The organism is Flagellimonas algicola (assembly GCF_005937185.1).
Classification (GTDB): Bacteria; Bacteroidota; Bacteroidia; order Flavobacteriales; family Flavobacteriaceae; genus Flagellimonas; species Flagellimonas algicola.
On record NZ_VCNI01000002.1, the window covers coordinates 1198543 to 1214360 of the forward strand.

Genomic DNA, 15818 nt, shown 5'->3' on the forward strand with positions numbered 1-15818 from the left:
TGTTTATTTAGCTATAAAATATATCCATATACACCCAAATATAGCGTACAAACGTAATAAAACGTAAACAGAATTTGTTTACAAACTTAAGCCCGCACCTTTAGCTAAAAAGACACCTGAAACTGCACTACATCACTCGCCTTAAACCCAATCCTGTGCGCCACAACTTCCAGTTGGGCGCCATTTTTTAAAGTAAAAGGGCCGTTATACACTTGCCAAGGAGAAGGGATACTATCTTGAAGGGTTCGGTAGCCAATACTGGCCCCTAGGGTGGGACATTCTAGGGTAATTTCGCTGTCCACTTGGAGTACCACAGGTTTTTGCGTCACCGGGTTTTCGTCTGCACCTTGCCAGAGCTGGGTAATCAGTTCGCGTTCTGGTAGGTTGGGTTGGTCGCCAATTTCGGTGAGCCAACGGTCCATTTCTGTACTTAGCTCTTGTAGTTTTTCGGCATATTGGGGTTGGCCTGCCAAGTTGTTAATTTCGTGTGGGTCGTTTACGCAATCGTACAGCTCTTCTTTGGACTTACTTTCCTTAAACCAGATAGACTGGACTTCGTTGAGTGTTCCCTTGTCCCGCATACGCAAGAGTTCCTGCATGGTGGGGATACGCTCGCGGTATTGGTTGGGCAAATAGTTGCCCTGTTCCGGTCTATAGTTTCGAACATATTTATAGCGGTTGTCCCGCACCGCCCGGATGGCATCGGTTACACCATCAAATCGGTCGGCAGCCCCGTGGATGTATTGTCGTTGATCCTTATCTCCCAAAAATGTTTGGCCTTGTAAATAATCGGGTGGAGTTTGTCCTGCCAAGGTGAGTACCGTTGGTACAAAATCAATAAAGCTAATGAGCTGGTCATCTATGGTTCCGGTCTTCTTTTTGTCTGGGAAACGAACGATCATGGGTACGTTCAGTCCGGAATCGTACACCAATCTCTTTTGTCGTGGCAATGGCCCGCCATGATCGGCATAGAAAAAGATGATTGTGTTGTCCATAAGCCCATCTTCCTCCAGTTGGGTCAGAATTTCGCCAACCTGACGATCCATCAGGGCAATATTGTTGTACATTTTCCAAAGGTCGCGTCGCACCACTTCGGTGTCCGGCAAATAAGGTGGAATGGGAAATGGAGTGTCTTTGGAGATGACTTCTTCCCTTTCGTAAGGTTCAAAAAGCCCAGATTCATGGGTGACCCCAAAATTAAAAATGGAATAAAAAGGCTGTCCTGGAGCTCGGTTTCTCCAATGGCCATCCTTGCCATTTTGATCCCATGCAGTCACGGGTGCTTTAAACTGATAATCGTTTTTGGCATTGTTGGTACAGAAGTAGCCCACCTTTCGCAATTGTTCGCTCAACATCTTTACCTCCGCAGGAGGAATGGTCTCGTAAGGGGGTAATCCAGTTACTTCGGTATAGGAATGGGTGCGCATATGGCTGGCCCCAATGCTTGTGGGGTACATGCCTGTGGCTATGGCAGCTCGGCTGGGTGCACAAACCCCGGATGGTGAAAAGAGATGGGTATAGCGAATCCCTTCGGAAGCCAATTTGCTGAGGTTGGGGGTTACCACGGTAGAGTCTCCAAAAGGCGGGATATAAGGTCCCATATCCTCTACCACCAACCACAAAATGTTGGGCGGAGGTGTGGTTACTTCGGTGTTGTCCTTGGGTTTGGTATTGCAGGCCCATATCAAGATCAAAATAAACAGGGTCAGCGAACTTTTTAATCTTAACATCATGATGCAACGGGAATTATGTATTCAAATATAACTTTTAGAAGCAACAATGTAAGATTTTATGCGCTGTGGTGTGGAAAGCCAACATGGGAACGCTTTGCCAAGAACATTTTAGTATCTTGTTGGAGGTCAATACCACTTTCAAACCCATCAAACCCAACAATCATGAAAGCCAAATTATTTTGCTCCCTTGTTTTTCTACTGATTCAGTTTCAATTTAGCAATGCCCAAGCAGAGGTATACGAATTCCGAACCTATGAGTTGGAATTTTTTAAATCTGCGGATGTGCTGAACAACTATTTAAAAGATGCGCTCATCCCAGCCCTCAACCGACAAGGAATCAACAATGTTGGTGCTTTTGAAGAAGCTGGGGATGCTTTGCCCAAAAAGATGTATCTGCTAATTGCTTATGCCAACATCCAGGCGTTTCAGGATAGTCAGGATGCCTTGGTCCAAGATGAACAATACAAGAAAGATGCCCATGATTATTTGGTAGCCGGAGATGCCGTACCCTACAAACGAATCTCGACCAGTTTAATTCGATCCTCCACAGGCTTTCCCAATTTGGTAAAACCCGATGACGAATCCAACCTTTTTGAGTTGCGGATTTACACCAGCGCCAATGAGGACGACCTGCGCCGCAAGGTAAAGATGTTCAATGATGCTGAGTTTCCCATTTTTGCGGATGCGGGTCTGCCCATGGTGTTTTTTGGGGTAAATATGGCCGGGGGACAAATACCTTGTTTGACCTATATGTTGGCCTTAAAGGATAAGGAAGCCCATGCTGAGGGCTGGTCCAAGTTTTTGGCACACCCCGAATGGCAACGAATCATAAAAGTAGAGGAATATGCCAATTCTATGAACAATATCCTCCGAGTATTTCTAAAGCCACTGCCGTATTCGCAATTGTAACACAGTGAAGCTGTAGTCAAAAATAAAAAGCCCCGAGATCGGGGCTTTTTTGCGTTCAAGGCGAAGCCGGTTTACTCCTCCTTCTCATATCTTTCTTGATACTCCCCTAAGCCTTCATCAATGGTCAAGGTGAGTTCGTTTTCTTCAATTACATAACCTACTTCACGAGTTTCCTGTTCATTATAGACCAATTCCAAAATCCCATCGGAAGCATAAGACCACTGCCCGGTCTGATCTCCGCGGGTAATACACTCTTCACCTTCAATATAATAATAGGCAAAATCAAAAGTGTCGTCCTCATTAAACCGGATAAAATCATTGTTGTCACAGCCATTTGGATCTTGTTGGCCCTCGTCGTCTATGTAGGCAATAAAATACCAGGTCCCAATAAGGGAAGTATTTTCATTAGGGTCTTCTTGGTTTTCGGCATCTGTGGAACAGGACATAAAAAGTAGGCAAAAGGCCAACAATCCACCTAGGATGGGTTTCATAAGTTTGGGATTATAGGTTGATGCATTTAAAAACGCAAACGCAATTTTGATATTGTGCTAAAAGCTGGGGTTATTCCAACTTAAAGTCCGCACGGACGGTCTATGCAATTGTTAAATCCATCGGGACAGATGGTTTCCACGCAATCTTCTTCCTTGGAACAAGAAGCTATAGCAATAAGCAGAAGGACGAAGAGAAATTTTAGTGCTCTATTCATGGTTGAAGGTTGGTTACAGTGGGTAAATATAGTATATCCCATCATGCGCAAATAGGATTAGCTCCTTTTTTAGTCGAAAGGTAATAGGTCAGGTTCCATGTACTTTTTCTTGGCTTGTTCGGAGTTAAAAATGTCTACAGCGTAATGTGCTCCGATCAATTCTTTAAAACGGGTTTTCAGCTGAGGAAACTCTATCATAAAATCAGGAAAATTATTCGAATTGGATTTGCCCATGAAATGGTTGACCATCTTTATGGAAGCTACGGTTAGCGTGGTATTGTATTTATCCGTTGCACCAAGATGCTCCACATAGGTTCTAAGTTGAGTGCAAACATTTCCAATGGCAGTTTCGAGGGCGTATTTTTGAATATGGATCCATGCCAACCTCAGATGCGCTTCGTGATTGAATTGGGATGGAGGTACTTTACAATTTTCAAAGGCTATTTCGAATGCATTGTCTGATAACCAAGTATTCATCATTACATTTTTTAAATAGAATACAAAGCAAGGGACAAAGCCGCTCTTTCCCATTTACATTTGTTGAGAAAACTGTTTTCTGGCCCTACTTAATTGGGTAGGGGTGATGCCGAGATAGTTGGCAATGTAGTAATGTGGAATTCGATTGAGCAATCCAGGATAATCTTTTAAGAAGCGTTTGTATTTTTCCAGGGAGGTCAAATTTAGAAGCGATACCAAACGAGATTGCAACTGATGGTTCAGTTTCTGAAACTCACGAGTAATGATTTCGGTAATTTGCTTGTCCTTATTCACGTAGGACATCACTTCTGCATAATTGGCAATGGATATTTGGCAGTCCTCCATGGCCTGAATGGACATGGTCATTTTCGTGTTGGGCATAAAACTGCCCACCACCATTTCACCTTCTTGGTAAAAGTGAGTGGTAAGCTCGTTACCGTCGTTATCGTATACAAGTCCTCGTAGCACACCCCTTTCCATCTTGCCAATTTTCACGCACAATTTACCGTGCTCCAGAAAATAGGCTTCTTTTTTCAGGAATTCGGTGCTATGTAAGGAATCGCTTAAAGTCATCTTTGAACCGGCATTATCGGTTCATAAAATTAGAAAAGATACCCCAATCGAACACCTCCATATACATTGCGGCCGTTACCCGGATAAAAATAACGGGGCGGAGCACCCCCGAAGCTGGAGGCATTGATCAACACACTTTGGGCATAGTTGGTGTCAAAAAGATTGTTGATGCCCGCATTCAATCCCAAGGAAACATGGTTAGACAGACTGGTCTGATATGCGAGTTTTGCATGCAATACGTTGAAAGATTCGCTATTGAGTGAGTTGTTGTCCCGTAATGGAATCTCATCTACAAATTGATGGGTCAAATTTAGTTGCAAACCATTGGAATGCTGAAGATCAAATCCGGAGCTTATGCGATGTTTGGGCACCCCGGTCAAAGGATTTCCCGAATAGTCGTTGTCTTCATCCACAAAATCCACAAAACTATGGTCGCTCAAGGTATAACTCAAATAAGGAGAAAGCTGCAATTGATTGCAAAGGGATATCACATACTTCGCATCAAGTTCCAAACCCTGATGTCGGGTTTCACCCGCGTTTCTGCCAATAAACTGATCTTCCCCAGTTCGTTGGGCCACCAACAAATCGTTTATGTTCATTCGGTAGAGCGCAAAATTGAAATAGAGTTTAGGCTTTAAAAAAGTAAGCTTGCCTCCAACCTCATAGTTCATTCCCGTTTCCTGGGCAATGTCAGGATTGATTACCCCATCTGGAGTTAAGGTCTCTTCCAAGCTTGGGTTCGAAAACCCTCGACTGACATTGGTATACAACCAACCGTTTTTTAGTTGGTATTTCAAACCCAAACTGGGCAACAAAATGGCATCAAAATCCCTTTCGGCAGAAGTGTTGGTGTCCCCGGTATTGAATAGATCTCTGAAATCGAAGTGGGTGCTGTTCAAATTGAGGCCTGCTTGGGCATAAAGATCATTGGACAGAGGAAGCGTAAAGGTGCCAAAAAGATTTAATTGATCTCGGAATTCCCTGTTACGACTCAAACGGGCTCCTTGCAAACTCCCATTGCCGTTGTTATCCCCAAACAAGTTTTGAAAAGTACCCCAATGGTATTCGTCCTTGTACAGCTCAACGCCAAAACTATATTCACCCGTGGAGAGATTTCCTCCCTGAAACTGGCTGCGCAATCCAAAACCATTGGTAAATTCGTCCAGAATGTTGAAGGGTCGTGGCTCGTAATGATCTAAATAGGTGTAAAAAATGCTGGTAGTGTTCTTAAAGTTTTCGGTAAACTCTTGGGTATACGAAAGACCTATCAAAGAATATTTGTTGGCCTCAAAACCTTGTGCGGCCAACCAGTTTCCAGCAGCTCGGGTAGGGTCTTCATCAAAATCACTTTGGTTGATGGAACTTGGAATCTGGGCTGAATAGTTGATATAATTGACCAAGATGCCCAGACTACTTTTGGTGCCGAGGTTTACTTCCGAAGCCAACAAAAAACCATCCCGCTCAAAGTTGTTGTTTTGCCGATACCCATCTGTTTTAAAATGATTATAACTAAAGCTTAGGTCCAACTTTTCGTCCGAGTGTTGTAAAGTTAAATTGTCCTTGACCATGCTATACGATCCAACGGTGAAACTATTGGTCAATCGGGTCTCATTTTCAAAAGCCGGTCTGGTATCCAACAAAATGGCTCCACCCATATTGGCTCCGAAGGAGGTGCCTTTCGGTCCTTTGATGACCTCCATGGAACCTAAATTCTCAAAATCGAATGCCTCAATGGTAGAAGAACCTGTACCATTGGTCACGGGAATCCCATTAAAGTATAAGCGAAGCTTATCTGTCCCAAATAAGGTTCGAGCACCCACACCACGAATAGTAATTCGATTGGTATTCAATGCTCCAGATAGGATGTAAACACCAGATACTTGGTTTATCGCGGAAGCAATATCGATAGGATTGAATTTCTCAAAAGTGGAAGGCCCCAAGGTGGATGATGCAGTTATACCTACGGCTCTCTTGGGAACCACATCCTCCAGTAATATGATTTCATCCAATTGGGTAATGGAATCTTGTTGGGCCTGTTGAGCACTAGCGGCAATTGCCGTAAGACCGAGGAGGAGCGAAGGAATTTTTTTCATGAATGGGTTGAGTTGAAGTAGCGATTGATGATTTTATTTTTTTAGGGTGATGGTCTTTCCTTTTTTGGCACTTTTTCGGGCCGCATCCAAGATTTCCATGACTACCAGGTTGTTTTCTATGGAATATAGATTATGGGGCGGTAATTTGATTTTATTTCGCACAACGGCTTCAAGTAATGCAAACGGGTCGTTATAGGGAGCGGGACGTTCTTCCAAAACCATGGTTTCCTCAGTATATCGGTCATAGCCTTCCGCCATTCGGATGCGAAGTGTGTTGCGATTGTCAGCATAGATGGCTCCTGTTAGTCCGTAAACTTCCATATCCTTACGCCCTATGGGCCAATTCCAGGAAGGCTCCAAAATGGCTTGGGCATCGTCATAGGTAAGAATGATTGTGGCGTCGTCATCCACTTTGGGATTGTTTTCAGGCTGTAGTTGTTGGGTTACGGCAGTAACCGTATTGGGCCGTTCCCCGTTGCGAAGCCAAGTCATTAAGTTGGCCCCGTAACAACCAAAATCCATGATGGCACCACCGCCATTTTCCACGGGATCAAACAACCAATCCAGAAATTCTTGGTTGATACCCAATTTGGCAGGTCCCCGGTGGCCATCGCGAACAATGACTTTTCGCAAATCTCCAACCTTTCCCTGTTCCAGCAGCTCCTTGGCCTTGTGGTTGGTAGGGTACCAAGTAGTTTCATAATTGGTGAGCAGTTGGATGTTGTGCTTTTGGGCCAAAGCCGCCATTTTTTTAGCATGATCCAAACTTACCGCCATGGGTTTTTCAACCATAACATGTATGCCTTTGGGCGCGCAGGTCTGAACTACTTCCAAATGACTATAAATGGTTCCGAAGGCCGTAACGGCTTCTGGTTGGGTAGCACTGATCATCTCCTCAAGCGTATCATAAACCAAGTCCATTGAATAGCCATATTGGTCGGCATAACGCTGGGCTAATTCTTTGTTGGGTTCTACCATGCCCACCAATTGGATATCACCTTTGTCTTCCCTTCCCAAAATCCAGTGCACATGGGTATGGGTAAGGCCGGCTACCCCAACCCTTAAAGGTTGTTCTTGGGCAAACGAGGAGGAAAAAGACAATAAAATGGAAAAGATAAAAACAAGTGTAGTACGGAGCATGGGTTGTATTGGACTTTGATCTTATAAAAATAAGAAGGAATTAGCCAAGTTCCTGTAACAAACTTTGGGTATCCTGTATGCTGGCGAACTCGTCTTTGAGGTTGGCCAAAGCAATTTTATGGGCCAAATCGGCACTATACTTTTCCCCATCAATGCCAATTTTATTGAAAGCAGCGGTGGCATCGGAAATCAAGGTGGTGTTGAATCCCAAGTTGGCAGCCATTCTTGTTGAGGTGGATATGCAGTATTCCGTGGTAAGTCCAACAATGACCAAATCCGAAATGTTCTGGGCTTTGAGCTTGGACTCCAAGTCCGTGTCAATAAAGGCACTGTTTACCGTTTTTTGGAAAATGGGTTCACCTTGTCTTGGTTGGACCAAGGGATGAAAATCGTTGCCGGGTTTATCCGGGTGCAGCGGAGATTCAGGATTGATAGAGCAATGCTGTACATGGAAAATGGGAAACCCTTTTGCTCTAAAAGCCTCCAAAATTTTGCCGCAATTGGTTTCCGCTTCGGGATTGTTGCGTTCCCCACCATAAAAATCGAGTTCTTGGAGACCTTGTTGTATGTCTATCAGAAGTAAGGCTTTCATTGGATAGGATTAAGCCTTAAAATTACGGCTTAAAACCTAAACCCAACAGATAGGGCCCCTCGAAACATAAAGGTGTCCTGGAATACTTCCGGATTTACATTTCTACCAACTCCGCCGTAGATTTCCAAAGTGAAATTATCGCTGGGAGTAACCCATTTATTACCTAATCCCAACCCAAGCGCAATGGTACTGAAGTTGTCGTTTCTTAACCGTATGTTTTCCTCAAGATTCTCTTCGTCCCAAGTGTAATAGAGTCCAAAAGCTTCCACAAAGATGCCAGTTCTGGGTTGATACCCAAAATAGGCCCTAAGATTGGGACCGATGCCAAAATCACCATTATAGTCCGTAGCATCATTATTAAAATAGACGGTTCCCCCAAAGCTGGTGTCTTCGGTGAAGTAATATTCATAAGAACCTTCCACCGACCCGGTGGCCAAAAATAGGCCGGCATTGAACTTCAATTCGTGGTTGTTGTCATATCGTGGATACGCCTGTCCGTTCATTGCCAATCCGGTGAGCAAAACGCTCAAAATCAAGAGCTTTTTCATGATTAAAAATTTGATTCCATCATGAATAATCAATTAGTGTTCCAAAAATGAGACAGGGGTTCAATATCTGAAACCAATGCCTTCTTCCAGAAGTTCTTCATATTTGGTGGAGTTGAAGGAATAGAGGTAGGGGGCTTTATTAGCCGCGCCTGACATTAGCTTTTCGTGACGGTCCAGGAAACCCAGCTTTAAGATTTTGCGCTGAAAATTGCTACGTTCCAAAGGTCTTCCCAAAATAGCCTCATACAATTTTTGTAAATCGATCATGGTGAACTTTTCTGGAAGCAGGGAAATACCAATGGGAAGGTAATTCAATTGGATTTTAAGCTGGTGCATAGCTTGTTGAATGATCTCCGCATGATCAATAATAAGCTCAGGAAGTTCCGAAACACTCTTCCATTCGCATTTTTCACTCAAAAAATCGGGTCTTGGTGTAGCTTTTCTAATATCGGTTAGCGCAAAATATCCAGTGGTGATGAAACGGTGATCAAACCAATCGATGACTATCTTCCGATCTTGCTTACTAGGCTTCATCAGTGCCATAATTTTTTTATGGTGTTCCTGCTGACTGTGATCCGATCGTTGAATTTTTCCGAAGGTGTGAAATTGCTTTAGAAAAATGGAGGAGAGACCTGTCCGTTCTTCCAAAACACGTTGGGCAGCATCGTCCATACTTTCGTCCTTGAAAATAAATCCTCCAGGTAGTGCCCAAATGTCCATTTGCTTCCAATTCAACAAAAGAACTTTGAGTTCCTTATCCTCATAACCGAAGATGACACAATCCACGGAATGTCCGGGAAGGAATTTAGGAATAAGGTCTTTTAGGATCTTGATTTGAGATTCGATATCTGCCATTGATGTCAAAAATACAAAAAATATAATGTGTCAGTTTGATACATTAAAAATAAATTGTAATATTGTGTCGAAATGATATAATAGATATGAAAAAGTTCCTGAAAATTCTCAAATATGTATTGCTCATCATAATAGCCTTGGTCGTTGTGGGATGGACCGTATTGTACTTTTCGAAAAAGAAAAAATCGAATGATAATATGGATTTGCTGGGTGAAGAGGCTCCAACCCTGGTTGCCCATGGTATAACATACCGGGACCTGAACAAAAATGGTAAGCTGGACGTTTACGAAAACAAAAATGCTCCCATTGAAGACCGGGTAACCGACTTGGTTGATCAAATGACCTTGGATGAAAAGACAGGAACGCTGTTTGTGACCATGATTGGTTCCACCCCAAGTGGGAAACCTCTAGAAACCCCGGTCTTATCCTTGGACCCTATAAATATTATCATGTCGTTTGTGCTTCCCTCCAACTCTGAGCTCATTGCGAAGAAGAAATTGAACAGCTTTAACATTCTGACTTCCTTGGATGCCAATCTTATGGCCGAATACAACAATACCATTCAGAAAATGGCAGAGCGGACCCGACTGGGAATACCCATTACCATAGCAACGGATCCCCGTCACGGTACTTCCAACAATCCTGGAGCCTCGTTGTATACCCCGGCTTTTTCGCAGTGGCCCAGTTCTTTGGGGTTGGCAGCCTCTAGAGACACCCTCATGGTCCGGGAGTTTGCGGATGTTGCCCGCCAAGAGTATTTGGCAGTGGGTATTCGGTTGGCCTTGCACCCCATGGCCGATTTGGCCACGGAACCTAGATGGGGCAGGACCAACGGGACCTTTGGAGAGGACGCAGACCTGTCAGCAATGATGACGAAAGCCTATGTACTAGGATTTCAAGGGGATTCTTTGGACACCAATAGCGTGGCCTGTATGACCAAACATTTTTCAGGAGGAGGCCCGCAGAAAGATGGCGAAGACCCCCATTTTCCATACGGAAAAGAGCAAGCTTATCCGGGAGATAATTTTGATTATCATGTTAAACCTTTCATCGAGGGGGCTTTTGAAGCCAATACTGCCCAAATTATGCCTTATTATGGCATTCCTGTTGGTCAAACGAGTGAGGATGTTGCCTTTGGGTTCAATAAGGATATTATTACCGGACTCTTGCGTGATTCCCTCAATTTCAAGGGTGTGGTCTGCACAGATTGGAATATTATTACGGATACCAAAATGGGAGAAGGCCGAGCTTGGGGTGTAGAACATTTGACCATAAAAGAGCGCGTTAAGAAGGTATTGGATGCCGGCTGTGATCAATTAGGAGGGGAAAGTATTCCTGAAGTAATTACCGAATTGGTAAATGAGGGTCAGCTTACAGAAGATCGTATTGATATCTCGGTTCGACGCGTCTTACGGGATAAGTTCAAGTTGGGTCTTTTCGATAATCCTTATGTGGATGTGGAGGCATCTAAAATTATAGCTGGAAATAGTGATTTTAGAAAAAGGGGAAAATTGGCCCAACAAAAGTCCACTGTGCTACTCAAAAATGAAGGCCTATTACCCTTGAAAAAAGATGTGAAGTTATATGTTTATGGTGCTGAGCATAAAGAGGCCTATGCAAGTTTGGGCGAATTGGTCAGTAGTCCTGATAAAGCGGATGTGGTCATAGCTCGAATTCAAACTCCTTATGATGAGCGTACCGATTATTTCTTGGAGTCTTTTTTCCATCAAGGAAGATTGTATTATACGGAGGAGGAGAAAAAAGAAATCTTGGATCTGATCCAGGATAAACCTTCTGTAGTTGTAGCTACACTTGAACGACCTGCAATATTAACTGAGGTCAGTGCAGAAGCCAATGCTTTGCTCGTTGATTTTGGCACCAGCGATGAAGCATTGGTAGGCCTCCTCTCGGGCGAGGTAAATCCGAGGGCAAAATTGCCTTTTGAGTTACCTTCATCCCAAGAAGCCGTTGAAAAGCAGTTGGAGGATGTTCCCTATGACTCCGAAAATCCTTTGTACCCATTCGGATTCGGTTTGTCCTACTAAGGCCAAAGGAATTGGAAACATTCTTTTTTCCAACGGATGACATTGGTTATTTTTAGGAAAATTTTTTTCCATGAAGATTGCTTCCTATAATGTCAACGGTATTAGAGCCGCTTTAAACAAAGGATTTATTGATTGGTTACAGGCGGTGGATCCGGATGTGATTTGCCTTCAGGAGACCAAGGCCATGAAAGAACAGGTGGATGTTTCCCTGTTCGAGGCTGCTGGATACCATCACAACTACTGGTTCAGTGCCCAAAAAAAAGGATACAGTGGGGTTGCATTGCTTTGCAAGGAAGAACCGGACCATGTGGAGTACGGCACCGGAATTGATTATATGGATTTTGAAGGTCGGAACTTAAGGGCAGACTTCGGTGATATTTCAGTAATGAGCATGTACCTGCCATCTGGCACCAACATGGACCGTTTGGAGTTCAAGTTGACCTATATGGCCGATTTCCAAAAATATGCGGACCAACTTCGAAAAGAGCGACCCAATTTGATTGTTTGTGGAGATTATAATATTTGCCATGAGGCGATAGACATCCACGACCCGGTCAGAAATAAAAATGTTTCCGGTTTCTTACCTGTTGAACGGGAATGGATTGGGGATTTTATGAAAAGTGGTTTTATAGATAGCTTCAGGCATTTCAATAAAGAACCACATAACTACACGTGGTGGAGCTACCGAGCTAATGCCCGGGCCAACAACAAAGGTTGGCGATTGGATTATGGCATGGTCAATGAATCCTTAAAGGACAGGCTTAAGCGTTCCGTGATTCTTTCTGACGCCAAGCATAGCGACCATTGTCCTATTCTTCTTGAAGTGGAAAAATAACATTTCGGTTAAAAAGCCAAAATTCCTATTGCTTATTTTTGCCAATCGTAATTTGATGGCCCAATGAAATATACTAGAATACCACATACCAATATTAGAGTAAGTAAAATCTGTTTGGGAACCATGACGTGGGGTAGACAGAACTCCGAAACGGAAGGACATGAGCAGATGGATTATGCCCTTGACCAAGGGGTAAATTTCTTTGATACGGCCGAGCTTTATCCCATTCCGCCCAAGAAAGAGATTTATGCCGTAACCGAAGAGATTATCGGAAGTTGGTTCAAGAAAACCGGGAATAGGGATAAAGTGGTACTAGCATCAAAAATTGCGGGAAGAGCTGATTTTGCCAAATACATTAGGACTACAGGCTTCAGTAAGGATTCCATTATTAGTGCAGTAAACGGAAGCTTGCAACGTCTGCAAACCGATTATATAGATCTATATCAGCTACATTGGCCAGAACGGAACACCAATTACTTTGGTCAACGCGGATTCAATTCCCATGCCATGGATCCTTGGGAAGATAATATTCATCAAGTATTGGAAACCCTTCGGGATTTGGTCAAAGAGGGTAAAATAAGGCATGTGGGTCTTTCCAACGAAACCCCATGGGGAACTATGCGCTATCTGGAGGAGAGCAAGGTGCACCAAGATTTACCCAGAATGCTCACTATCCAAAACCCATATAGTTTGCTTAACCGACTTTTTGAAGTGGGATTATCCGAAGTCGCTACCCGTGAGAGCATCGGTCTTTTGGCATATTCACCCATGGCCTTTGGCGTGTTGAGTGGAAAATATCTTGATGAAATCAAACCTAGAAAAGGAAGATTGACCTTGTTCCCACATTATGATCGTTATAGCAGTGAAAATTCCACCAAGGCGACGCAGCAGTATCAGCAGTTGGCCCAAGCACATGGTCTAAGTTTGGCCCAAATGTCCTTGGCATTCGTGAACACGAGGCCATTTTTAACGAGCAATATCATTGGAGCAACCACGATGGATCAGTTAAAGGAGAACATCGCAAGTATTGAAGTTGACCTTTCCGATGAAGTTTTGGACGGTATTGAGACCATTCATAATGCCATACCCAACCCCGCTCCCTAAACTTATTTAAGGGTGTAGGCGCGGTATTCATCTCCGGAAGAAGTTCCCATTTTTCCGCCACCACAGGCTATGACCACATACTGTTTACCGTCAACGGCATAAGTTGCCGGAGTGGCGTAACCTCCTGAAGGTAGGTTGTCCTCCCATAATTGTTGACCTGTTTTCATATGGAAGGCCCGAATCTTTTCATCCTTGGTCGCGGCAATAAATAAAACCCCGCCTGCCGTGATTACGGGGCCACCATAATTTTCCGTACCCGAAACTGGAATATTTGGGTCGTTCAACTGTTCTTCATGTCCTAATGGAACGGTCCAAAGGTATTCTCCCGAATTTAAATCGATGGCGTTGAGAGTGCCCCATGGTGGTTTAACCACAGGAAACCCTCTATCGTCCTTAAAACGACCAAATCCAGCCACTGCGTAAGGCACTTTTACCGAAGTTTCTTCAACCCTATGATCCGTTTCTTCCGTAATTCCAGAGATAAAATTTGATATGGCCCTAATTTCATTATCATTTAAATTGGGCATTCCGGGCATGGCACCTCGTCCACTTTTGATGACCGTTGCAATAGAATCCACAGAAAGTCGATCTTTTACGGTTTGTAATTCTGGAATCCCAGCCAAGCCTTGGAACTCTCCTCCATGACAACGGGCACAATGGATTTGGGCTAGGGATTGTCCTGGATTGCTTTCTTCTCCATCGCTTCCGCCCACTTCCCGCATGCGGACAATCCAGGCCATTTCGTTCGAATTCACATACATAATACCATTTCGCGGATCTAAAGCTGCGCCTCCCCATTCGGCTCCGCCATCAGCGCCTGGGTACAACATTGTTCCGATAGTGTCTATAGGGATAAACTGTCCTTTGGAAGTAATTCCCTTGAACTTTTCCAATACCGTTGGAGGATCAATATTTTGATCTTTGTCCACAAAATCATCTACAAAAGCAGGTCTGTCCGGATCATACAGGTCTGTTTCATTTAATATTTGGCGTGCAAATGGCTTGGGTTTGGTCGGTAGGGGTTGGGTAGCATAGGACTCCTCGCCTACCAAGGGAGATGAAGGATATGATTTTTCCTCAATCGGAAATAAGGACTCTCCGGTAATGCGGTTAAAAACAAATACATGTCCGCTTTTGGTTACTTGAGCCACCGCAGGAATGGTCTCTCCATCCTTTTCCACTTCAAAAAGATTGGGCGGTGCGGGTAAATCCCGATCCCAGGTATCGTGGTGAACCATTTGAAAATGCCATTTGCGTTCACCGGTGTTGGCATCCAAGGCCAATAGTGAATTGGCAAACAAATTAGCGCCTGCCCTATCCCCTCCATACCAATCAAAGGCTGCTGATCCTGTTGGGATATAAACTAAGCCCCTTTTCTGATCCAAAGCCATTCCCGGCCAACTGTTTGCCCCTCCTACTGTTTTATAAGCTTCTTTGGGCCAGGTTTCGTAACCCAACTCACCGGGTTGAGGAATGGTATGAAACGTCCATTCAATGGCCCCGGTCAATACATTATAGGCCCTAATATGTCCAGGTGAAGAACCGGGACCCTCTCCAACGCGTGTACCTTGTATAAGTAAGTTTTTATGGATTACCCCAGGAGTATTGGCAACTACAGACAGTTGTTGGGGGTCTCTTCCTAGTCCATCCCTTAGATCGATACTACCATTATTGCCGAAAGAAGAAATGGGCTCTCCATCTGTTATATTGATTGCAAAAAGGCTGGATCCCGATGAGAAAAAAATACGCCCGGGCTCTGCGCCTTGGGAATCCAAAAAACTCAATCCGCGATTTACACCCAAACCTGAATCATTGGATGCTGGAGGTTTAAATTTCCAAATTTCCTCCCCTGTTGCCGCATTAAGGGCAAAAAGCTCCAAAGCTGCGTTTACACCATATAGTACATTGTCTATGATTAGAGGATTGGTTTGGATTTGCGTGGTTCTTCCTTCTTCCAATCCCCCACTTTTATAGGACCATGCCAATTCCAACCCTGCTACGGTGGACGTATCTATTTGCTGTAAGGTTGAATAGTGGGTTTGTTCAGGGTCACCTAAATAATGCTGCCAAGTGGTATGATATGCCTTTACCGGATTTTCTTTATCCTTGGCACAGGAGAAAATGATCAAACACATCAATAGGAGGAGGGTCTTTTCGGATTTCATATGGATGTTTTCTTAAATATAAAATATAAGACCCTGAAAACCA

15 protein-coding genes are annotated in these 15818 nt (G+C 43.9%); 4 read left to right on the plus strand and 11 right to left on the minus strand.

Translation table 11 applies throughout. The annotated features are described in order from the left end of the window. Positions 1-104 precede the first annotated feature (104 nt). A complete protein-coding gene (locus FGG15_RS14260) occupies positions 105-1733 on the minus strand; it encodes a sulfatase-like hydrolase/transferase (protein WP_138837378.1) in 1629 nt (542 codons plus the stop codon). Between the two features lie 162 nt (positions 1734-1895). Here FGG15_RS14260 and FGG15_RS14265 point away from each other — a divergent pair, with 162 nt between their 5' ends. Beyond that, the gene (locus FGG15_RS14265) at positions 1896-2642 is read left to right on the plus strand and encodes an NIPSNAP family protein (protein WP_138837380.1); all 747 of its coding nucleotides are present in this window, start codon (positions 1896-1898) and stop codon (positions 2640-2642) included. A 71-nt stretch (positions 2643-2713) separates the two neighbouring features. Here FGG15_RS14265 and FGG15_RS14270 read toward each other — a convergent pair whose 3' ends face one another. The 9 genes from FGG15_RS14270 to FGG15_RS14305 form a co-directional block, all read right to left on the minus strand. Next, the gene (locus FGG15_RS14270; protein WP_138837382.1) at positions 2714-3133 is read right to left on the minus strand and encodes a lipocalin-like domain-containing protein; all 420 of its coding nucleotides are present in this window, start codon (positions 3131-3133) and stop codon (positions 2714-2716) included. An 80-nt stretch (positions 3134-3213) separates the two neighbouring features. Next, positions 3214-3348 (minus strand): hypothetical protein, encoded by a 135-nt coding sequence (locus FGG15_RS20390; RefSeq protein WP_262710842.1) that lies wholly within the window; start codon positions 3346-3348, stop codon positions 3214-3216. Between the two features lie 69 nt (positions 3349-3417). Continuing rightward, entirely contained in the window at positions 3418-3828 is a 411-nt protein-coding gene (locus tag FGG15_RS14275; RefSeq protein WP_138837384.1) for a hypothetical protein, read from the minus strand. A 51-nt stretch (positions 3829-3879) separates the two neighbouring features. Next, complete coding sequence (locus tag FGG15_RS14280; RefSeq protein ID WP_138837386.1) at positions 3880-4398, minus strand: Crp/Fnr family transcriptional regulator; 519 nt, start codon at positions 4396-4398, stop codon at positions 3880-3882. Between the two features lie 29 nt (positions 4399-4427). After that, entirely contained in the window at positions 4428-6491 is a 2064-nt protein-coding gene (locus FGG15_RS14285; RefSeq protein WP_138837388.1) for a TonB-dependent receptor family protein, read from the minus strand. Between the two features lie 33 nt (positions 6492-6524). Further along, positions 6525-7631, minus strand: a complete 1107-nt coding sequence (locus tag FGG15_RS14290) for a Gfo/Idh/MocA family protein (RefSeq protein ID WP_138837390.1) — start codon at positions 7629-7631, stop codon at positions 6525-6527. Between the two features lie 40 nt (positions 7632-7671). Further along, a complete protein-coding gene (locus FGG15_RS14295) occupies positions 7672-8223 on the minus strand; it encodes a cysteine hydrolase family protein (RefSeq protein WP_138837392.1) in 552 nt (183 codons plus the stop codon). A gap of 29 nt (positions 8224-8252) precedes the next feature. Continuing rightward, positions 8253-8771 carry a DUF3575 domain-containing protein gene (locus tag FGG15_RS14300; RefSeq protein ID WP_138837394.1) on the minus strand — a complete coding sequence of 173 codons (519 nt, stop codon included), beginning with the start codon at positions 8769-8771 and terminating at the stop codon, positions 8253-8255. A gap of 60 nt (positions 8772-8831) precedes the next feature. After that, entirely contained in the window at positions 8832-9626 is a 795-nt protein-coding gene (locus FGG15_RS14305) for an NUDIX hydrolase (protein ID WP_138837396.1), read from the minus strand. 86 nt (positions 9627-9712) lie between these two features. Between FGG15_RS14305 and FGG15_RS14310 the strand changes: the two genes are divergently transcribed. The 3 genes from FGG15_RS14310 (at position 9713) to FGG15_RS14320 (ending at position 13610) form a co-directional block, all read left to right on the plus strand. Further along, on the plus strand, positions 9713-11671 hold the full coding sequence (locus FGG15_RS14310) for a glycoside hydrolase family 3 protein (protein WP_138837398.1): 1959 nt from the start codon (positions 9713-9715) through the stop codon (positions 11669-11671). 70 nt (positions 11672-11741) lie between these two features. Further along, entirely contained in the window at positions 11742-12506 is a 765-nt protein-coding gene (locus FGG15_RS14315) for an exodeoxyribonuclease III (RefSeq protein ID WP_138837400.1), read from the plus strand. 63 nt (positions 12507-12569) lie between these two features. Further along, positions 12570-13610: an NADP(H)-dependent aldo-keto reductase gene (locus FGG15_RS14320; RefSeq protein ID WP_138837402.1), complete on the plus strand. Its 1041-nt coding sequence runs from the start codon at positions 12570-12572 to the stop codon at positions 13608-13610. Between the two features lie 2 nt (positions 13611-13612). Here the strand turns inward: FGG15_RS14320 and FGG15_RS14325 are convergent, their stop codons facing one another. Further along, on the minus strand, positions 13613-15775 hold the full coding sequence (locus FGG15_RS14325; protein ID WP_138837403.1) for a pyrroloquinoline quinone-dependent dehydrogenase: 2163 nt from the start codon (positions 15773-15775) through the stop codon (positions 13613-13615). Positions 15776-15818: the final 43 nt, after the last annotated feature.

Coding starts and splice junctions, on each gene's coding strand:
- FGG15_RS14260 (WP_138837378.1), bottom strand. CDS start 1,733: ATGATGTTAAGATTAAAAAGTTCGCTGACCCTGTTTATTTTGATCTTG.
- FGG15_RS14265 (WP_138837380.1), top strand. CDS start 1,896: ATGAAAGCCAAATTATTTTGCTCCCTTGTTTTTCTACTGATTCAGTTT.
- FGG15_RS14270 (WP_138837382.1), bottom strand. CDS start 3,133: ATGAAACCCATCCTAGGTGGATTGTTGGCCTTTTGCCTACTTTTTATG.
- FGG15_RS20390 (WP_262710842.1), bottom strand. CDS start 3,348: ATGAATAGAGCACTAAAATTTCTCTTCGTCCTTCTGCTTATTGCTATA.
- FGG15_RS14275 (WP_138837384.1), bottom strand. CDS start 3,828: ATGATGAATACTTGGTTATCAGACAATGCATTCGAAATAGCCTTTGAA.
- FGG15_RS14280 (WP_138837386.1), bottom strand. CDS start 4,398: ATGACTTTAAGCGATTCCTTACATAGCACCGAATTCCTGAAAAAAGAA.
- FGG15_RS14285 (WP_138837388.1), bottom strand. CDS start 6,491: ATGAAAAAAATTCCTTCGCTCCTCCTCGGTCTTACGGCAATTGCCGCT.
- FGG15_RS14290 (WP_138837390.1), bottom strand. CDS start 7,631: ATGCTCCGTACTACACTTGTTTTTATCTTTTCCATTTTATTGTCTTTT.
- FGG15_RS14295 (WP_138837392.1), bottom strand. CDS start 8,223: ATGAAAGCCTTACTTCTGATAGACATACAACAAGGTCTCCAAGAACTC.
- FGG15_RS14300 (WP_138837394.1), bottom strand. CDS start 8,771: ATGAAAAAGCTCTTGATTTTGAGCGTTTTGCTCACCGGATTGGCAATG.
- FGG15_RS14305 (WP_138837396.1), bottom strand. CDS start 9,626: ATGGCAGATATCGAATCTCAAATCAAGATCCTAAAAGACCTTATTCCT.
- FGG15_RS14310 (WP_138837398.1), top strand. CDS start 9,713: ATGAAAAAGTTCCTGAAAATTCTCAAATATGTATTGCTCATCATAATA.
- FGG15_RS14315 (WP_138837400.1), top strand. CDS start 11,742: ATGAAGATTGCTTCCTATAATGTCAACGGTATTAGAGCCGCTTTAAAC.
- FGG15_RS14320 (WP_138837402.1), top strand. CDS start 12,570: ATGAAATATACTAGAATACCACATACCAATATTAGAGTAAGTAAAATC.
- FGG15_RS14325 (WP_138837403.1), bottom strand. CDS start 15,775: ATGAAATCCGAAAAGACCCTCCTCCTATTGATGTGTTTGATCATTTTC.